General features: G+C 63.4%; 18 protein-coding genes. 2 read left to right on the forward strand and 16 right to left on the reverse strand.

The window, feature by feature from the left end:
- Positions 1–185: 185 nt before the first annotated feature.
- The 7 genes from HGB41_RS06825 to HGB41_RS06855 all read right to left on the reverse strand — a co-directional run bounded on the left by HGB41_RS06825 (position 186) and on the right by HGB41_RS06855 (position 6510).
- Positions 186–1115 (reverse strand): CysB family HTH-type transcriptional regulator, encoded by a 930-nt coding sequence (locus HGB41_RS06825; RefSeq protein WP_171082527.1) that lies wholly within the window; start codon positions 1113–1115, stop codon positions 186–188.
- 11 nt (positions 1116–1126) lie between these two features.
- Positions 1127–2209, reverse strand: coding sequence for a sulfate/molybdate ABC transporter ATP-binding protein (locus HGB41_RS06830; protein WP_171082529.1), 1083 nt, complete (start codon positions 2207–2209; stop codon positions 1127–1129).
- On the reverse strand, positions 2206–3126 hold the full coding sequence (gene cysW, locus HGB41_RS06835) for a sulfate ABC transporter permease subunit CysW (RefSeq protein ID WP_171082531.1): 921 nt from the start codon (positions 3124–3126) through the stop codon (positions 2206–2208). The genes HGB41_RS06830 and cysW overlap by 4 nt, the downstream gene beginning before the upstream one ends.
- On the reverse strand, positions 3123–3971 hold the full coding sequence (gene cysT, locus HGB41_RS06840; RefSeq protein WP_171082533.1) for a sulfate ABC transporter permease subunit CysT: 849 nt from the start codon (positions 3969–3971) through the stop codon (positions 3123–3125). The genes cysW and cysT overlap by 4 nt, the downstream gene beginning before the upstream one ends.
- A 121-nt stretch (positions 3972–4092) precedes the next feature.
- Complete coding sequence (locus HGB41_RS06845; protein ID WP_171082535.1) at positions 4093–4866, reverse strand: sulfite exporter TauE/SafE family protein; 774 nt, start codon at positions 4864–4866, stop codon at positions 4093–4095.
- Positions 4867–5275: 409 nt separating this feature from the next.
- Positions 5276–5914 (reverse strand): peroxiredoxin, encoded by a 639-nt coding sequence (locus HGB41_RS06850; RefSeq protein WP_171082537.1) that lies wholly within the window; start codon positions 5912–5914, stop codon positions 5276–5278.
- A gap of 209 nt (positions 5915–6123) precedes the next feature.
- The gene (locus HGB41_RS06855) at positions 6124–6510 is read right to left on the reverse strand and encodes a diacylglycerol kinase (RefSeq protein WP_171082539.1); all 387 of its coding nucleotides are present in this window, start codon (positions 6508–6510) and stop codon (positions 6124–6126) included.
- A 153-nt stretch (positions 6511–6663) separates the two neighbouring features.
- Here HGB41_RS06855 and HGB41_RS06860 point away from each other — a divergent pair, with 153 nt between their 5' ends.
- Positions 6664–7464 (forward strand): IclR family transcriptional regulator, encoded by an 801-nt coding sequence (locus HGB41_RS06860; protein WP_171082541.1) that lies wholly within the window; start codon positions 6664–6666, stop codon positions 7462–7464.
- Positions 7465–7566: 102 nt separating this feature from the next.
- Here the strand turns inward: HGB41_RS06860 and HGB41_RS06865 are convergent, their stop codons facing one another.
- The 3 genes from HGB41_RS06865 to HGB41_RS06875 all read right to left on the reverse strand — a co-directional run bounded on the left by HGB41_RS06865 (position 7567) and on the right by HGB41_RS06875 (position 10520).
- Positions 7567–8775 (reverse strand): serine hydrolase, encoded by a 1209-nt coding sequence (locus HGB41_RS06865; protein WP_171082542.1) that lies wholly within the window; start codon positions 8773–8775, stop codon positions 7567–7569.
- Between the two features lie 134 nt (positions 8776–8909).
- Positions 8910–9605, reverse strand: coding sequence for a nitroreductase (locus HGB41_RS06870; protein WP_171082545.1), 696 nt, complete (start codon positions 9603–9605; stop codon positions 8910–8912).
- A 9-nt stretch (positions 9606–9614) separates the two neighbouring features.
- On the reverse strand, positions 9615–10520 hold the full coding sequence (locus HGB41_RS06875) for a DMT family transporter (RefSeq protein ID WP_171082546.1): 906 nt from the start codon (positions 10518–10520) through the stop codon (positions 9615–9617).
- Positions 10521–10852: 332 nt separating this feature from the next.
- On the opposite strand from HGB41_RS06875, the gene phaP reads away from it, so the two are divergent.
- Positions 10853–11431 carry a phasin family protein gene (gene phaP / locus HGB41_RS06880; protein WP_171082548.1) on the forward strand — a complete coding sequence of 193 codons (579 nt, stop codon included), beginning with the start codon at positions 10853–10855 and terminating at the stop codon, positions 11429–11431.
- 300 nt (positions 11432–11731) lie between these two features.
- On the opposite strand, the gene HGB41_RS06885 is transcribed toward phaP, so the two are convergent.
- The 6 genes from HGB41_RS06885 to HGB41_RS06910 form a co-directional block, all read right to left on the reverse strand.
- Positions 11732–12454: an ABC transporter ATP-binding protein gene (locus HGB41_RS06885; protein WP_171083463.1), complete on the reverse strand. Its 723-nt coding sequence runs from the start codon at positions 12452–12454 to the stop codon at positions 11732–11734.
- Positions 12455–12468: 14 nt separating this feature from the next.
- Entirely contained in the window at positions 12469–13236 is a 768-nt protein-coding gene (locus HGB41_RS06890) for an ABC transporter ATP-binding protein (protein WP_171082551.1), read from the reverse strand.
- Positions 13233–14444, reverse strand: coding sequence for an ABC transporter permease subunit (locus tag HGB41_RS06895; RefSeq protein ID WP_171082553.1), 1212 nt, complete (start codon positions 14442–14444; stop codon positions 13233–13235). Before HGB41_RS06895 ends, HGB41_RS06890 begins: the two co-directional genes overlap by 4 nt.
- Before the next feature lie 20 nt (positions 14445–14464).
- Positions 14465–15394 carry a branched-chain amino acid ABC transporter permease gene (locus HGB41_RS06900; RefSeq protein WP_171082555.1) on the reverse strand — a complete coding sequence of 310 codons (930 nt, stop codon included), beginning with the start codon at positions 15392–15394 and terminating at the stop codon, positions 14465–14467.
- 353 nt (positions 15395–15747) lie between these two features.
- Positions 15748–16689 (reverse strand): 4-hydroxy-3-methylbut-2-enyl diphosphate reductase, encoded by a 942-nt coding sequence (ispH, locus tag HGB41_RS06905; protein WP_171082557.1) that lies wholly within the window; start codon positions 16687–16689, stop codon positions 15748–15750.
- 13 nt (positions 16690–16702) lie between these two features.
- Complete coding sequence (locus HGB41_RS06910) at positions 16703–17173, reverse strand: FKBP-type peptidyl-prolyl cis-trans isomerase (RefSeq protein ID WP_171082559.1); 471 nt, start codon at positions 17171–17173, stop codon at positions 16703–16705.
- Positions 17174–17205: the final 32 nt, after the last annotated feature.

Genomic DNA, 17205 nt, shown 5'->3' on the forward strand with positions numbered 1-17205 from the left:
AGACTACGACTTCGGAGAAAAACTTGGATCCCGGCCTGCGCCGGGATGACGGTTTTTAGGTTGGCAACTTACGACAGCATCTTCGCCCTGCGTCCCTAGCACGTCGTCCCGGCGCAGGCCGGGACCCAAGTTCGCATGGCACCTACTAGTTCATGCGCTGGTCACCATCATCAGCGCCAACAACCTCACTCCGCCGTCTGCAACGCCTTCTCGATATCCGCCCTCGTATACCCCTGCGCAAACCGCTCGATGAAGTGGAAAGCATACGCGCGCAGGTAAGACCCGCGCCTTACCGCCAGCCGGGTCACGTTCGGCGCAAACAGGTGCGAGGCCTCGATCGCACGCATGCCCTTGTCGCGTCCATGATCGAAAGCCATCGAAGCCACGATTCCCACGCCCATCCCCAGCGACACGTACTGCTTGATGACGTCCGAATCCATCGCGGTCAGCACGATGTCCGGCGCCAGCCCGGCTTCGCGGAAGGCGGCGTCGATGTGGCTGCGGCCGGTGAAGCCCTGGTCGTAGGTGATCAGCGGATACTCTGCCAGGTCGTCCAGCCGCAGCGGCGTGGCGGACGAAAAGATCGGGTGGCCTTCAGGCGCCACCACCAGGTGGCTCCAGCGGTAGCAGGGGAAGGACACCAGGTCCGGAAAGGCCGACAGCCCTTCGGTGGCGATGCCGATGTCGGCTTTGCCCGACAGGACCCATTCCGCGATATGTTCCGGGGCGCTCTGCTGCAGGGCGATGCGTACGCCCGGGAAGGCGTTGCGGAAGGATTGCACCACCTGCGGCAGCGCATAGCGCGCCTGGGTGTGCGTCACCGCCACCGTGAGGGTGCCGCTGTCCTGCGCGGCGAATTCTGCACTGGCCTGCTGCAGGTTTTCGGCTTCCACCAGCAGGCGTTCGACGATCTTGAGGATGCCCTTGCCCGGCGGCGTGAGGCCGGTCAGGCGCTTGCCGTTGCGCTCGAAGATCACGACCCCGAGTTCGTCCTCGAGCTCGCGGATCTGGCGCGAGACGCCCGGCTGCGAGGTGAACAGCGCATTGGCGACGTCGGTCAGGTTGAAGTCGCGGCGCGCGGCTTCGCGCACGGAGCGCAGTTGTTGGAAATTCATAGGCCCGCCATTCAGATTCCGTCGCCTGCATCCACGAAGACTTCCATCCGGCGCGGCTTGACCACCAGCGTGTCGCCTTCCTTGAAGCCGTGGCGCGAGAACAGCTCGTTCGGCATCACCGCTTCGATCAGCTGCTGGTTGTCGGCGCGTTCCAGGTCGAGCTGGGCCAGCGGGCCGATGGCATGCGCGCGGCGCAGTTTGGCGACCACGCCGCCGGTGTCGCCGGCGCCGGGGATGTAGCGTTCGACGTCGAGGTCGTGCGGGCGAACATAGCCGATGCCGTTGCCGTTGCGCGCGCCCGCTTCGCCGGGCACCTCGAACTGCACGGCGCCGCTGGCCAGCACGCCATCCTGCACGCGGCCGTGGAACAAATTCACGTTGCCGAGGAAGCCGTAGACGAAGGGCGAGGCCGGGTGGTTATAGACGGCGTCCGGCGTGCCGAGCTGCTCGATGCGGCCCTTGTTCATCAAGACCACCTGGTCGGCCACTTCCAGCGCTTCTTCCTGGTCGTGGGTGACGAAGATCGAAGTCACGTGCAGGTCGTCGTGCAGGCGGCGCAGCCAGCGGCGCAGCTCCTTGCGTACCTTGGCGTCGAGTGCGCCGAAGGGCTCGTCGAGCAGCAGCACGCGCGGCTCCACCGCGAGTGCACGTGCCAGGGCGATGCGCTGGCGCTGGCCGCCCGAGAGCTGGGGCGGATAGCGATCGGCGATCCAGTCGAGCTGCACCAGCTCGAGCAGCTGGCGCACCTTGTCGCGGATCTGCTGTTCGGACGGGCGATCCTTGCGTGGCTTGACGCGCAGGCCGAAGGCGACGTTCTCGAACACGGTCATGTGCTTGAACAGCGCGTAGTGCTGGAACACGAAGCCGACCTGGCGCTCGCGCACGTGGCGGTGCGAGGCGTCCTCGCCGTCGAGCAGCACGGCGCCAGAGTCCGGATGTTCCAGGCCCGCGATGATGCGCAGCAGGGTCGTCTTGCCGCAGCCCGAAGGCCCGAGCAAGGCGGTCAGCTGTCCGTCCGGGAACTGCAGCGAGACGTCGTCGAGCGCGGTGAACTGGCCGAACTGCTTGCGGATGTGTTGGACTTCGATCGTCATGCTAGCGCTTCCTTCTGTCGTTCGTCGGCGGCGGCCTTGCGGGCTTGATGCAGGCGCCATTCGATAAAGCTCTTCACCGCCAGGGTCACCAGCGCGAGCAGCGCCAGCAGCGATGCGATCGCAAACGCGGCCGTGAAGTTGTATTCGTTGTAGAGGATCTCGACTTGCAGCGGCATGGTGTTGGTCTCGCCGCGGATATGGCCCGAGACCACCGACACCGCGCCGAACTCGCCCATCGCGCGGGCATTACACAGGATCACGCCGTACAGCAGGCCCCACTTGATGTTCGGGAGCGTCACCCGCATGAAGGTCGACCACCCGGAGGCGCCCAGCACCAGCGCCGCTTCTTCTTCTTCGGTGCCCTGCTGCTGCATCAGCGGGATCAACTCGCGCGCGACAAACGGGAAGGTGATGAACACGGTGGCCAGCACGATGCCCGGCACGGCGAACAGGATCTTGATGTCGTGTTCCATCAGCCACTCGCCGAACCAGCCCTGGGCGCCGAACATCAGCACGTAGATCAGGCCCGCGATCACCGGCGACACCGAGAACGGCAGGTCGATCAGGGTCAGCAGGATGCTCTTGCCGCGGAACTCGAACTTGGCGATGCACCACGCAGCCGCGACCCCGAACACCAGGTTGAGCGGCACCGAGATACCGGCCGCGATCAGGGTCAGCTTGATGGCCGACAGCGCGTCCGGGTCGGTGATCGACTCGACATAGGTGCCCCAGCCCTTCTTCATGGCTTCGGTGAAGACTGCCGCCAGCGGCACGAACAGGAACAGGGTCAGGAAGCCCAGCGCCACCGCGATCAGGAGGTAGCGCACCCAGTCCGGTTCCAGCACATTGGTCGACGGGCGCCGCACTGGTGCAGCCGCTTTTGGCGCGGCCTTGATGTTGTCGAGGACTGCGCTCATTTCTTTCCTGCCCGTTTGCGTGTCCAGGCCTGCAGCAGGTTAATCGTGAGCAGCAGGATGAAGGAGATGAGCAGCATGACCACGGCGATGGCGGTGGCGCCCGCGTAATCGTACTGCTCGAGTTTGGTGATGATGAACAGCGGCGTGATCTCGGAGACCATCGGCAGGTTGCCCGCGATGAAGATCACCGAGCCGTATTCGCCGGTGGCGCGCGCGAAGGCCAGCGCGAAGCCGGTCAGCAGCGCCGGCGTAATCGTCGGCAGCACCACGCGAACGAAGGTGTGGAGCGGCGAGGCGCCGAGGCTGGCTGCCGCTTCTTCGAGTTCGCGCTCGGCTTCTTCCAGCACCGGCTGCACCGTGCGCACCACGAAAGGCAGGCCGATGAAGGTCAGCGCGACCAATATGCCAAGCGGGGTGAAGGCCACCTTGATGCCGAACTTGGCGAGCTGCTCGCCGATCAGGCCGTTGTGCGAGTACAAGGCGGTGAGCGTGATGCCGGCCACCGCGGTCGGCAGTGCGAACGGCAGGTCGACCAGGGCGTCGATGATGCGCTTGCCGGGGAAGGTATAGCGCACCAGGACCCAGGCGACGATGCCCCCGAAGATGACGTTGATGAAGGCTGCGATCAGGGAGGTGCCGAAGCTGAGGCGGTAGGAAGCCATCACGCGCTCGGAGGTGACCGCGGTCCAGAACGCCTCCCAGGTCATGGTGAAGGTCTTGAGGAAGACCGCCGACAAAGGGATCAGCACGATCAGCGCGAGGTAGAACAGCGTGAAGCCGAGCGAGATCCCGAAGCCGGGGATGACCCGACCCGGTGACTTGCGTGGCTGAGCGAGCGATGTCATGGAGGAGCCCTTATTACATATTCTTCTAACGGGCTGCCATATTCCCACACAGCCCTCATATTACAAACGAAGCAATCCTTATTTGCATAGACAGATCAGCTATTAGCTTTGGCGAAATGCGTCACAGCACCAGCTTGGCTGCGACGCCGGTGAGGGTCATGGCCAGCAAGGCGCGCAGGAAGCGCTCCGGCACCTTGCGCGCCATCATGGCGCCCAGCGTGATACCCGGCACCGAGCCGATGAGCAGGGTCGCCAGCAGCATCCAGTTGATCGAGCCCAGCCACCAATGGCCGAGCGCGGCGATCGCGGTCAGCGGCACGGCATAGGCGATGTCGGTGCCGGCTACCTCGGCGGAGGTGAGCCGTGGGTAGAGCATGACCAGCAGCGTGGCGCCGATCGCGCCGGCGCCAATCGAGGAGACAGTGACCAGCACGCCCAGCACGGCGCCCGAGATGATGGTGGCCGCGGCCAGCTTGCGTCCCTGCAGCTGGCGCCCGGGATGGGCATTGATCCAGCGCAGCATGCGCGCGCGGAACAGCAGCGCGACCACGGTGAGCATGACGGAGACGGCGATCGAATAGCGGATCACCTGCCCCACCTGCGGGTTGACGGTGCCGAACTGGCTCAGGGCCAGCGTGGTCAGCAGCGCGGCCGGCAAGGCGCCCAGGCAGAGGTGGCGCACGATCGGCCACTGGACGGTGCGGTTGAAGCGATGGGTGATGGTGCCGACGCCCTTGGTGATCGAGGCGAAGGCCAGGTCAGTGCCGACCGCGACCGAGGGCGAGACGCCGAACAGCAGCGTGAGCAGCGGCGTCATGAGCGAGCCGCCGCCGACGCCGGTCATGCCGACCAGCAGCCCTACCGCGAAACCCGCTATTACATAAGTCATCGACATGCCAGTGCCCTCATTTAAGGCACAGCGTAAGGGGACTCAGCGGTAATGGGAAGGACAGGTTTCTTATTTGCTTATGCAGGAAGGATCTGGCCGTTGTAGGGTGGGCGGGGTAATTCTGGGCAATGCCCCAATGCCAGTCAAGTAGTGAGAACGTAGGGTGGGCAGGTTTCCTGCCCACGCGGTGATAGTTGCAATGTAAGCAGCCGCACGGGCTGCAGCAAAGTGGTTTTAACGCGTGGGCAAGGAACTTGCCCACCCTACGAGTCACGGGCAGCTCTTAAGTGACTGGCATTAGGGCAATGCCCGAAATTACAAACGCCCGCGCGTTCAAATCACGGTACTGCAGCCTGTGCGGCTATTCAAATCGCAACGATCACCGCGCGGTCGGCGAAGCCGACCACCCTACGGATCACTTGTTTGGCTGAGGCGTCAGGCGCAGGTAAGGACGCGGCGAGGTATAGCCCTTCGGATACTTCTGCTCGATAACGGCAGGATCTTGCACGGTCAGCGGAATGATCACGTCGTCGCCATCCTTCCAGTTGCCCGGCGTGGCCACGGTATAGCCGTCGGTCAGTTGCAGGGCGTCGATCACGCGCAGCACTTCGTCGAAATTGCGGCCAGTGCTCATCGGATAGGTGATGGTCAGGCGCACCTTCTTGGCCGGGTCGATCACGAACAGCGAACGCACCGTGGCCGTGGCCGAGGCTTCCGGGTGGATCATGTCGTACAGGGTAGACACCGAACGGTCGGCGTCGGCGATGATCGGGAAGCCGACCACGGTCTGCTGGGTTTCCTCGATGTCCTTGATCCAGTCGCGGTGCGTGCTGGCCGGATCGACCGACAAGGCGATGGCCTTGACATTGCGCTTGTCGAATTCAGGCTTGAGCTTGGCGGTCAGGCCCAGTTCGGTGGTGCAGACCGGGGTGAAGTCGGCCGGGTGCGAGAACAGTACTACCCAGGAATCGCCCGCCCACTCGTGGAAGCGGATCTTGCCGGCACTGGAATCCTGCTCGAAGTCAGGGGCGGTATCGCCGAGGCGTAAGGTCATTATTAACTCTCCATGGTGATGGGACTGCGGGGCATATGAGCGGTCGATTAAGGGTCGTACCGGGCGCGCCAGACTCCCTAGTCTAAGGAAACCCGGCGCTTACGCAAACGACAAGTTTGTTATTTGCTTGTGCGCCGGCGGTGCTGAAGGATATGCAGTTCTTGCTGGAGCCACCTTGATCTTGCCAAGGTGGCTGGCTGACCTATCCGCTACAGGTAGCGGGTATACAGGACGACAGCCCAGGTCGCCACCGCCAGCAGCAGGGTGAGCGCCACTGCGGCGCTGCCCATGTCCTTGGCCACTTTCGACAGCGGGTGGCGTTCCAGCGAGATGCGGTCGACGATGGCCTCGATGGCCGAGTTGATGATCTCGACGATCAGCACCAGCACCAGCACCCCGACCAGGGCCAGCTTCTGGAACCCGGATACCGGCAGCAGGAGCGCGACCACGGTCGCCACGGCGATCACCATGATCTCCTGGCGGAAGGCCGCCTCGCTGCGCCAGGCCCAGGCCACGCCGTCCCAGGTATTGCGGAAGGCGGCGGCAATGCGTGCCATGCCGCGCTTGGTCTTGAATTCGCTGATCGGTTGTTCCATCGTAGGTAGGCGCAGGCTCGGTTGGTTGATGACAATATCGAACTGTCATTATGCCGTGCCGGTGGAATGTTGCCCATCGAAGCCCGCCGGTTTGCGTCCGCGTTTCACATCATGGTATAAAGAGGCTCGATACTGCACCGCACCAACCACATCATGAAAATGGAAACCCCAGAATCGGCAGCAGCCGGCCCGGCCAAGACGTCGATCCAGGTGATCGACCGCATGATGGCCCTGCTCGACGCCCTGGCCAGCTATTCCGACCCGGTGAGCCTGAAGGAATTGTCCAAGGTATCGGGCCTGCACCCTTCCACCGCGCACCGCATCCTGAACGATATGGTGGTGACGCGCTTCGTGGACCGGGTCGAGCCGGGCACCTACCGCCTCGGCATGCGCCTGCTGGAACTGGGGAATGTGGTCAAGAGCCGTTTGTCGGTGCGCGAAGCGGCGCTCGATTTCATGCGCGCCCTGCACAAGAAGACGCAGCAGACGGTGAACCTGTCGGTGCGCCAGGGTGACGAGATTGTCTACATCGACCGCGCGTTTTCCGAGCGCTCGGGCATGCAGGTGGTGCGCGCGATCGGCGGGCGCGGCCCGCTGCACCTGACCTCGACCGGCAAGCTGTTCCTGTCGGTCGACGATCCGAAGGGCGTGCGCGCCTATGCGACCCGTACCGGCCTGGCCGGCCACAACAAGAATTCGATCACTGAGCTGGCGCGCCTCGAGCGCGAGCTGAGCCTGGTGCGTTCGCGCGGCTATGCGCGCGACAACGAAGAGCTTGAACTGGGTGTGCGCTGCATGGCCGCCGGCATTTTTGACGACAGCGGCAAGCTGGTGGCCGGCCTGTCGATCTCGGCGCCGGCCGACCGCCTGCAGGAAGAATGGCTGGAAGACCTGGTGCAGACGGCGTCCAGCATTTCCTCAACGCTGGGTTACCGCCCTGCTCTGCAGATATAAGAGCGCCCGACAACCCACCATGACTTTGTTGCATCGTCTCGCCGTACTAGCGTACTGTCCTCGACGATGCGCCTTGTCCTGGCGGGTTGTCAGCCGCTCTTGTTAATGCAGGGCGCCTGTCCCGCTGGCCGCGCTCATCACCGGATTCGGCACCGGCCCACCCAGGGTGCCGGGCGCCAGTACCTGGATCTTGTCCGGCGCCATGGCTTCCAGGAAGCGGCGCACCCGGCCCGCGTCCGCGGTACGCGACATCTTTCCCTTTGAATCCAGGAAGACCATGATCACACTGCGGCCGTGAATCGCCGCCTGCATCACCAGGCAGCGACCGGCTTCGTTGATGAAACCGGTTTTCTGCAGGCCGATGTTCCAGTCCGGCAGCGCCACCAGGTAATTGGTGTTCGCATAGCGCATCGGCCGGCCGCTGGCCCTGACGATTGAATTCGGCGTGGTGGAATATTCGCGCAGCAGCGGTTCGCCGTAGGCCTTGGCCACGAGCCGCGCCAGGTCGCGCGCGCTCGACACGTTACGGCTCGACAGGCCACTGGCATCGACATACCGCGTGTCCGTCATGCCCAGTTCGCGCGCTTTCGCGTTCATCGCGGCAATGAAGGCGTCGGTGCCACCCGGATAGTTGCGGCCGAGCGCAGAGGCGGCGCGGTTTTCCGAACTCATCAGGGCAATATGCAGCAGTTCGCGGCGCGTCATGCGCGAGCCTACCGGCAGGCGCGAGCTCGAATATTTGTGGCGGTCGACGTCGGCATCGGTGATGCGCAGGACTTCCTCGAGGTCCAAGTTGGCCTGCACGACCACGAGCCCGGTCATGAGCTTGGTGATCGAGGCGATCGGCAGCGCGACGTTGGCATTCTTCTCGAACAGGACTTCCGAGCTGTCCTGGTCGAGCACCAGCGCTACGTTGGAGCGCAGCGACAGCGAATCGGCGGTGCGGCTCAGGCCGGCGACGTCGCCGAAAGTGCGGGGAGCGTAGGCGGCGACGCGCGGCGTGGACTTGCCCGCCCGGCGCACCAGCTGGTAAGTGACCTTGCGCTTGCCGCGCACCATTTCCACGCGGCGCACCATGCGCTCGCGGTTATCGGCAGCGATGACGTGCGCCAGGTCCTGGCGCTTGCCGCGTGCAGCCTTGCCACGTACGGCTTTCTTTCGCACTGCCTTCTTGGCGACGGCCGTGCGCTTCTGCTTCTTCTTGACGCCCTGGCTTTTTTCGGCGCCGGCTCCGGCTCCGGCTCCAGCGGCCTGGACAGGCTGAAACGCAAACAGCAGCGACACGATGGCAGCCAATGCAACTTTGAACATCTGGAAACCCTTCGACGCAAACTGATGAGGTACAAAATGCAGTTTAGCCGATCAAGACGCCATCGCAAGTGAAATGTAAATTCCGTGCGGCAACACAACGAAATATTCCTGCCGCCTCCGATAGCTTACCGCCTTTAGTCGAAGAACCGGGCGAATTTGCTTGCCGGCTCGCGTTCCGTCACCAGCGAATTCTCGATTTTTTCGGGATCCGCCCAGCCCAGGGCCATCCCGCACACGACCATTTCATTTTCCGGCAACTGCAGCTGTTCTGCAATCACGCGGTGATATTGGGTGAACGCGGCTTGCGGACAGGTATCGAGCCCGCGTCCGCGCGCCACCACCATGATGCTCTGCAAGAACATGCCGTAGTCAAGCCAGGAACCCTGCTCCAGGATGCGGTCGATGGTAAAGACCAGGCCGACTGGCGCGCCGAAGAACTCGTAGTTGCGCGCATGCTGGGCGGCCATGCCCGCCTTGTTGTCGCGCGTCAAGCCCAGCAGCGAGTACAGGTCCCAGCCCACCTTGCGGCGGCGGTCCACGAAGGGCGACACCCATTCGCGCGGATAGTAGGCGTACTCCTCGGTGTGCTGGCGCGCCTGCTCGGGGTCGGCGTTGACGGCCTGGATCGCGGCGCACAGGTCCTGGCGGGCCTGCCCCGTCACGACATAGACCTTCCATGGCTGGGTGTTGGTGCCGGAGGGCGCGCGTGCCGCCACGTCGAGGATGCGCTCGACGTCAAGCCGGTCAACCGGCCTGTCCAGGAAAGCGCGGATCGAACGGCGCGACGTGATGGCCGCATCGACGGCTTCCTGCTGGGGGGTCTTGATCATGGGGTCTCCTTATTTTTTGACAACGAATGCAACGCCGAGCACGGCAAGCGCCATGCCGGCCAATGCGAGGGCGCTGAACGACTCGCCGAACAGCAGCCAGGCCATGATGGCGGTGGTGGGCGGCGTCAGGTACAACAGGCTGGTCACCTCAAGCGCCTGGCTGCGGCGAATCAGCGTGAACAGCAAAAAGATGGCGCCGATCGACAGCGCGAAAATCGACCACAGCCAGGCCAGGATGAAATCGAGGCTCCAGTCGACCGTCGACAGCTCCCAATCCAGTCCTTCCAGCACGATGGCCAGTGGCAGCAGCGCCGCCACGGTGGCGGCGAACTGGATGACGGTGCCGGTGCGCAGGTCGAAAGCCGGGCAATAACGGCGCTGGTACATGGTGCCGGCCGTGATGCACAGCAGCGCCAACACACACAGCGCGAGGCCGGCCGCGCTCAAGCCGGCCAGATGGAACTTGGCCACCACGACCAATGCCACACCAGACAAGCCGAGCGCCAGCCCGAGCCACTGGCGCGGCCGGACCCGTTCGCCGATCAGCGGCGCGGCGGCGGCGGTGAGGATGGGCTGCATGCCGACAATCAGTGCGGTGAGCCCGGCAGGCATGCCGAGCTTGATGGCGGCCCAGACGCCTCCGAGGTAGCCCGCCTGCAGCAGCAGGCCCGCCACGGCCACATGCAGCAGCCGGCCACGCGGCCAGGGCGCACGAAAAAACAGCACCACCGGCAGCAGCACGGCCAGCACGCCGAGGCTGCGCAGGATCAGGAAAGTGAGCGGCGGCGCATACGGCAACCCCAGCTTGGCGACGATGAAGCCGGTACTCCAGAGGAAGACGAAGAACAGCGGGACTGGCGACAGCCAGGAAGAAGATGCGACAGCGGGCGCATTGGTAGGGGTGCCGGGCGACATGGCAGGCGCTGCTGGGCAGCTTGAGAAAATCACAAGTAGGCAGTCTAACATGGGGCACGGCAGCCGTTTGGCCGACGAGCCAAACGCCGATTTGTTGCTATAAATCAAACAAAAGCGGTTGAAATTTCTTGCAAACAATGCATTCCAGAAAATTATGCACATCGGATGGTGCAGTGCGTCAAAATCGCTTGACTCGCCTGTCCACTTGGTTCAAAATTCGCTCTGTTGCGGTGCACAAAAAAGAGTTTCGTCGAAACCAAACGAATAAAACCTGCCTCACCGGTCCAAGCAACATTTCATCCACTTGAACTTTTTGAATTTTGGAGATCCACATGTTTGCAATCCCTGAGCAGTTCTCGAACGCCACCAAAGCCAACCTGGAATCGCAGTTTGCGCTGTTTTCCTCGCTGACCGCCAAGACCTTCGAAGGCATGGAGAAACTGGTCGAGCTGAACATCAACGCCGCCCGTACTTCGCTGGAATCGTCGCAGAACGTCACCCGTCAGCTGCTGAGCGCGAAAGACCCGCAAGAATTCTTCTCGGTCACCACCTCGCAAGCCCAGCCAACCGCTGAAAAAGCGATGTCGTACAGCCGCCAGCTGGCCTCGATCGCCAGCGGCACCGGCGCCGAGTTCTCGAAAGTCGCTGAAACCCAGATCGTCGAAACGAATCGCAAGGTCATCGCACTGGTCGACGAAGTGAGCAAGAACGCCCCGGCCGGTTCGGAAAACTTCGTCGCCGCCGTCAAGACCGCGATCAGCAACGCCAACGCTGGCTACGAACAGTTCAGCAAGACCAGCAAGCAAGCTGCTGAAGCCATCGAAACCAACGTGAGCGCCGCCGTGAACCAGTTTTCGGCAACTGCTAGCAAGGCTACTGCGACCGCTACGGGCGCTGCAGCCGCCGCCTAAGCTGCGACTCGTTAAGTGAAAAAGCCGGAACGGTGACGTTCCGGCTTTTTGTTTTTTGTGGGTGGCCGTCCACTGCCGCATATTTTCACCACGTCCCGATGAGCCCTCATCCCGGCGCAGGCCGGGATCCAATCTTGTGTGCGCGCCGCTATCGTTTGAAGCAAGAGGTACGCAACGAACCTGGATCGCGGCCTTCGCCGGGATGACGGTCTTACGGTTGGTGGGCGGAAACGCGTTAGCGTGCAGTGTTGCGCTGACCCGGTGAAGCAGGAAGCAGTAAGGCGGCAGAACCGCCCGGCCTCACTCCCCCAGATACGCCGCCTGCACCCTTGGATCATTCAGCATATCAGCCGCATTCCCCGTCATCGTCACCTGCCCCGACTCCATCACATAGCCGCGGTGCGCGGCCTGCAGAGCCAGCTTGGCGTTTTGCTCGACCAGCAGGACCGTGATCCCCTGCTGCGACACGTCGCGGATCACTTCGAAGATTTTCTCGACCATGATCGGCGATAGGCCCATCGACGGTTCGTCGAGCAGCAGCAGGGTCGGATGGCTCATCAATGCGCGCGCCATGGCCAGCATCTGTTGCTCGCCGCCCGACAGGGTGCCCGCCAGCTGGCTTGACCGCTCCTTCAGCCGCGGGAACACACCGTACCACTTCTCGATATCCAGCGCGATTCCCGCCGCATCATCGCGTGTGAACGCCCCCATCTGGAGGTTCTCATGGATGGTCATACGGGTGAACACGCCCCGCCCTTCCGGCACCATGGCCAGCTTCTGCTGCACCATCCGGAACGACTGCGTGCCCTTGAGCGACTTGCCCAGGTAGGAAATCTCGCCTTCGACCTTGCAGGGCGGAAGGGTTCCGGTAATCGCCTTGAGGGTGGTGGTCTTGCCGGCGCCGTTGGCGCCGATCAGGGTCACCAGTTCGCCCTTGTTCACTTCCAGGTCCACGCCCTTGACCGCCTTGATGCCGCCATAAGCGACCTTCAGGCCGGACACTTTCAGGATATTTTCGCCCATCGCTTTTTCGTTCATCAGTGGGCTCCGCCCAGGTAAGCCTTGATCACGGCCTCGTTCTTCTGGATCTCGGCGGGCAGGCCTTCCGCGATCTGCTTGCCGTATTCCAGCACCGTCATGCGGTCGCACAGGCCCATCATCAGCTTGACGTCGTGCTCGATCAGCAGCACGGTTTTGCCCTGCGCCTTGATCTTCACCAGCAGCTCGCGCAGCCCCAGCTTTTCGGTGGCGTTCATGCCGGCCGCGGGTTCATCGAGCGCCAGCAGCTGCGGATCGGTGGCCAGTGCGCGTGCGATCTCGAGGCGGCGCTGGTCGCCGTAGGACAGGTATTTGGCCGTGCGGCTGCCAAACTGGCCGATGCCCACGAAATCGAGCAGCTCTTGCGCACGCACGCGGATCGCCGCTTCTTCTTCGCGCGCCGCCTTGTGGCGGAAGATCGCACCGAACACGCCCTGGCGGGTGCGCACGTGGCGGCCCACCATCACGTTTTCGAGTGCGCTCATTTCGCCGAACAGGCGGATGTTCTGGAAGGTGCGGGCGATACCGGCCCTGGCCACTTCGTGCGGGGCCGAGGGCGAATAGGGTTTGCCGCCCAATTCGAAGCTGCCGCTGTCCGGCTGGTACAGGCCCGTGATCACGTTGAAAAAGGTGGTCTTGCCGGCGCCGTTCGGACCGATCAGGCCATATATCTGGCCGCGCTCGATGCGGATGCCGACATCGGTCAGCGCCTGCAGGCCGCCGAAGCGTTTGTTCACGCCGGCGATGTTGAGAATGAGGTCGCTCATGCTTTCGCCCCCTCTTCCTCGTCATGCACCAGCGCCGCGTTCGGGCGCTCTTCCTTGTTTGGCGACGGCCACAGGCCGGCCGGGTTGACCAGCATGATCAGCACCAGCGCCAGGCCGTACAGCAGCTGGCGCAGCACTTCCGCTTCGATCACGACGGTACCGAACAGCGCCTGCTGCGCGGGCTCCACCACGTGGCGCAGCACTTCCGGCAAGGCCGCCAGCAGCACGCCGCCCAGCACCACGCCGGGAATGTGGCCGATCCCGCCCAGCACCACCATCGCCAGCACGGCGATCGATTCGGTCAGCGAGAACGATTCCGGCGACACGAAGCCCTGGAAGGCGCCGAACATCGCGCCGGCCACGCCGCCGAAACTGGCGCCCATCGCAAAGGCAAGCAGCTTGACGTTGCGGGTATTGATGCCCATTGCCTTGGCTGCGATCTCGTCTTCGCGGATCGCCACCCAGGCCCGGCCCAGGCGCGAATGCTGCAGCCTCGAGGTGATGAAGATGGTCGCAATGGTCAGGCCCAGGAACAGGAAGTAATACGCGTTCACCGAGGGCATCGAGAAGCTGCCGATGTGCACCGTGGCCTGCGAGCCCGCCTCACCGGCGAGCGACACCCCGAACACGCGGATCGGGTCGATCATGTTGATCCCCTGGGGCCCGTTGGTGAAGTTGATCGGGTCGTTCAGGTTGTTCATGAAGATGCGGATGATCTCGCCGAAGCCCAGCGTCACGATGGCCAGGTAATCGCCGCGCAGCTTCAGGGTCGGGGCGCCCAGCAGCGCACCGGCCAGGCCCGCGACGATGCCTGCCAGCGGCACGATCGCCCACACCGACAGGTGGATACCGTTCTGCTGGATCTCGGGCCCGAAGAAGGCCACCAAAGCCTCGCCTAGCGCGGGCGAATAATAGATCACCGATTCGAGCAGGGCCGCGAACTGGGGCGAGGAGAACAAGCCGACCAGGTAGGCGCCGACTGCGAAGAAGGCGATATAACCCAGGTCGAGCAGGCCGGCAAAGCCGACCACGATGTTCAGGCCCAGCGCCAGCATGATGTACAGCAGCGCGATGTCGATGATGCGCACCCAGGAGTTGCCGAACTGGGCGGCGACAAAGGGGAAGACCAGCATCAGCACCAGCACCGCGGCCATGCTGAGACGAGCCCGGCGCGGCTTGTGCTGGAGGTCGAAAGTCAGGAGTGCCATGGTGTTTGTCTCCTTGCTTTTTAAGCGCGGTCGGCCACGCGCTCGCCCATGATGCCGGACGGGCGCAGGGTCAGCACGAGGATCAGCACGACGAAGGCGAAGATGTCCTGGTAGTGGCTGCCCAGGAAGCCGCCGGTCAGGTCGCCGATATAGCCGGCGCCCAGCGCTTCGATAATGCCCAGCAGGATGCCGCCGATCATGGCGCCGTAAATATTCCCGATCCCGCCCAGCACCGCGGCGCAGAAGGCCTTCATCCCCGGCAGCACGCCCATAGTAAAGGTGATCGAGGCGTAGTTCGCGCCCCACATCACGCCGGCCACCGCCGCCAGCGCGGCGCCAATCGCAAAGGTGGCGACGATGACGCGGTTCGAATCCACGCCCATCAGGCCCGCCACACGCGGGTTCTCGGCCACCGCGCGCATCGCGCGGCCCATCCGGGTGCGCTCGACCAGCAGCACCAGGCTGAACATCGCGATCGCGGCCAGCACCAGCAGCAGCACCTGAGTCTGAGATATCAATGCGCCGCCGATCGAGATCGGTTCCGGCGACAGCAGTTGTGGGAACGGCAGCGGGCTGCGGCCCCAGATCATCATGGCGAAGGTCTGCAGCAGGATCGACACGCCGATCGCGGTGATCAGGGGCGCCAGTCGCGGCGCATTGCGCAGGCGCCGGTAGGCGACCCGCTCGATCAGGATATTCACCAGCATCGCCACCGGAATTGCACCGAGGATGGCGATGGCCAGCTGCAGGTAGCCCGGCAGGCCGGGAGCGTATGCGTCGAGCAGCTTCAGCAGGCTCAGGCCGACCATCGCGCCGATCATCAGGACGTCGCCGTGGGCGAAGTTGATCAGGTTGAGCACCCCGTACACCATGGTGTAGCCGAGGGCGACCAGGGCATACATGCTGCCCAATACCAGGCCGTTGAGAATTTGTTGGATGAAGGTTTCCATCGTTTCGCTTGTCTAGTTTCCAAAAAACCGGGCCGGCTAACAAAAAGCGGCACTCCGGGAAACCCGCAGTGCCGCTCATGGCCGTGCTATCGCATGCTTGCTTTGTCTATGACGACGATTCCGAGCGCTGTCATCATAACTTGGCAGACGGAAAACTAATACCCGAAACAGTACCGTTCCAGCAAATTCATCGCGAAATCGTAGGGTGGGCAGGGCACAGCAGGCCGGTGGCCTGCTGTGCCCTCACGCGGTGATCGCTGACGGCTTCGCTCTCGTGCGGGGGATCTTGCAGCTAACTATCACCGCGTGGGGCAGAATCTGCCCACCCTACGAGATCCGGCTTACCTTATACCCTACGAAACCCGCGCCCCGTCCAGGCCTTTCGGCAGCGGGAACACGACATTCTCTTCCACGCCTTCGAGCGCACGGACGCTGGCCGCGCCCAATTCCTTGAGGCGGTCGATCACGGCCTGCACCAGCACTTCCGGGGCCGAGGCGCCGGCGGTCACGCCGATGCGCTTCTTTCCGGCGATCCACTGCGGATCGATGGCGGCGGCATTGTCGACCATATAGGCCGGCGTGCCCATCTTGTCTGCCACTTCGCGCAGGCGGTTCGAGTTCGAGCTGTTCGGGCTGCCGACCACGATCACGACTTCCACCTGGGGCGCGAGGAATTTCACGGCTTCCTGGCGGTTGGTGGTGGCGTAGCAGATGTCGCCCTTCTTCGGCTCGATGATGTTCGGGAAGCGTGCTTTCAGCGCCTCGATGATCTCGGCGGTATCGTCGACCGACAGCGTGGTCTGCGAGACGTAGGCCAGCTGGTCCGGGTTGTTGACATGAAGCGTGGCGACGTCGCCCACCGTTTCAACCAGGTGCATGCCCTCTTCGGCCTGGCCCATGGTGCCCTCGACTTCCGGGTGGCCGTCGTGGCCGATCATGATGATTTCGCAGCCCTGCTTGCGCATCTTTGCCACTTCGACGTGGACCTTGGTCACCAGCGGGCAGGTCGCATCGAAAATCGTCAGGCCGCGCGATTCCGCCTCGAGGCGGACGGCTTTCGAGACACCGTGTGCCGAGAAGACCAGCGTATTGCCGGGCGGGACGTCGTCGAGGTCTTCAATGAAAATCGCGCCTTTGTTGCGCAGGTCTTCGACCACATACGCGTTGTGCACGATCTCGTGGCGCACATAGATCGGGGCGCCGAACTGGCGCAGAGCGCGCTCGACGATCTCGATGGCGCGGTCCACGCCGGCGCAGAAGCCGCGCGGCTGGGCTAGCAGAATTTCGTTTTCCATGGAGGGTCCTGTTTTACAACACCGAAATCAGTTTCACTTCGAACTGCAGGGCCTGGCCGGCCAGCGGGTGGTTGAAGTCGAACAGCGCCGAGGTCTCGCGCAGTTCCAGCAGCATGCCGGCAAAGCGTCCGCCCTTGGGCGCATTGAACTCGACCAGCTCGCCCACCTTGTAGTCCGCATCCGGCACCGAATTCTCGGCCAGCGTGGCCTTCGACACCGACTGCACCAGCTCGGGGTTGCGCTCGCCAAAGGCCTCAAGCGCGCTCAGCTCGAAAGTCTGGTGCGCGCCTTCCGCCAGGCCGATCAGGCGTTGCTCGAGGAACGGTGCCAACTGGCCCTGTCCCAGCATCAAGGTGGCCGGATTGCCCGCAAAGGTAGTGATCAGATCAGTACCGTCGGCGGTAGCCAAACGATAATGCAGGGTCAGGTAGGACGCGTCGTTGACGACAGCAGCAGACGGGGTGGACGACGGGACGTTGGACATGTTCGTTTGTTATGACAGGCAAGCCTGTTGCA

Origin of the sequence: Telluria aromaticivorans, from assembly GCF_013003915.1 — a bacterium.
Classification (GTDB): domain Bacteria; phylum Pseudomonadota; class Gammaproteobacteria; order Burkholderiales; family Burkholderiaceae_D; genus Telluria; species Telluria aromaticivorans.

Coding starts and splice junctions, on each gene's coding strand:
- HGB41_RS06825 (WP_171082527.1), bottom strand. CDS start 1,115: ATGAATTTCCAACAACTGCGCTCCGTGCGCGAAGCCGCGCGCCGCGAC.
- HGB41_RS06830 (WP_171082529.1), bottom strand. CDS start 2,209: ATGACGATCGAAGTCCAACACATCCGCAAGCAGTTCGGCCAGTTCACC.
- cysW (WP_171082531.1), bottom strand. CDS start 3,126: ATGAGCGCAGTCCTCGACAACATCAAGGCCGCGCCAAAAGCGGCTGCA.
- cysT (WP_171082533.1), bottom strand. CDS start 3,971: ATGACATCGCTCGCTCAGCCACGCAAGTCACCGGGTCGGGTCATCCCC.
- HGB41_RS06845 (WP_171082535.1), bottom strand. CDS start 4,866: ATGTCGATGACTTATGTAATAGCGGGTTTCGCGGTAGGGCTGCTGGTC.
- HGB41_RS06850 (WP_171082537.1), bottom strand. CDS start 5,914: ATGACCTTACGCCTCGGCGATACCGCCCCTGACTTCGAGCAGGATTCC.
- HGB41_RS06855 (WP_171082539.1), bottom strand. CDS start 6,510: ATGGAACAACCGATCAGCGAATTCAAGACCAAGCGCGGCATGGCACGC.
- HGB41_RS06860 (WP_171082541.1), top strand. CDS start 6,664: ATGAAAATGGAAACCCCAGAATCGGCAGCAGCCGGCCCGGCCAAGACG.
- HGB41_RS06865 (WP_171082542.1), bottom strand. CDS start 8,775: ATGTTCAAAGTTGCATTGGCTGCCATCGTGTCGCTGCTGTTTGCGTTT.
- HGB41_RS06870 (WP_171082545.1), bottom strand. CDS start 9,605: ATGATCAAGACCCCCCAGCAGGAAGCCGTCGATGCGGCCATCACGTCG.
- HGB41_RS06875 (WP_171082546.1), bottom strand. CDS start 10,520: ATGTCGCCCGGCACCCCTACCAATGCGCCCGCTGTCGCATCTTCTTCC.
- phaP (WP_171082548.1), top strand. CDS start 10,853: ATGTTTGCAATCCCTGAGCAGTTCTCGAACGCCACCAAAGCCAACCTG.
- HGB41_RS06885 (WP_171083463.1), bottom strand. CDS start 12,454: ATGGGCGAAAATATCCTGAAAGTGTCCGGCCTGAAGGTCGCTTATGGC.
- HGB41_RS06890 (WP_171082551.1), bottom strand. CDS start 13,236: ATGAGCGACCTCATTCTCAACATCGCCGGCGTGAACAAACGCTTCGGC.
- HGB41_RS06895 (WP_171082553.1), bottom strand. CDS start 14,444: ATGGCACTCCTGACTTTCGACCTCCAGCACAAGCCGCGCCGGGCTCGT.
- HGB41_RS06900 (WP_171082555.1), bottom strand. CDS start 15,394: ATGGAAACCTTCATCCAACAAATTCTCAACGGCCTGGTATTGGGCAGC.
- ispH (WP_171082557.1), bottom strand. CDS start 16,689: ATGGAAAACGAAATTCTGCTAGCCCAGCCGCGCGGCTTCTGCGCCGGC.
- HGB41_RS06910 (WP_171082559.1), bottom strand. CDS start 17,173: ATGTCCAACGTCCCGTCGTCCACCCCGTCTGCTGCTGTCGTCAACGAC.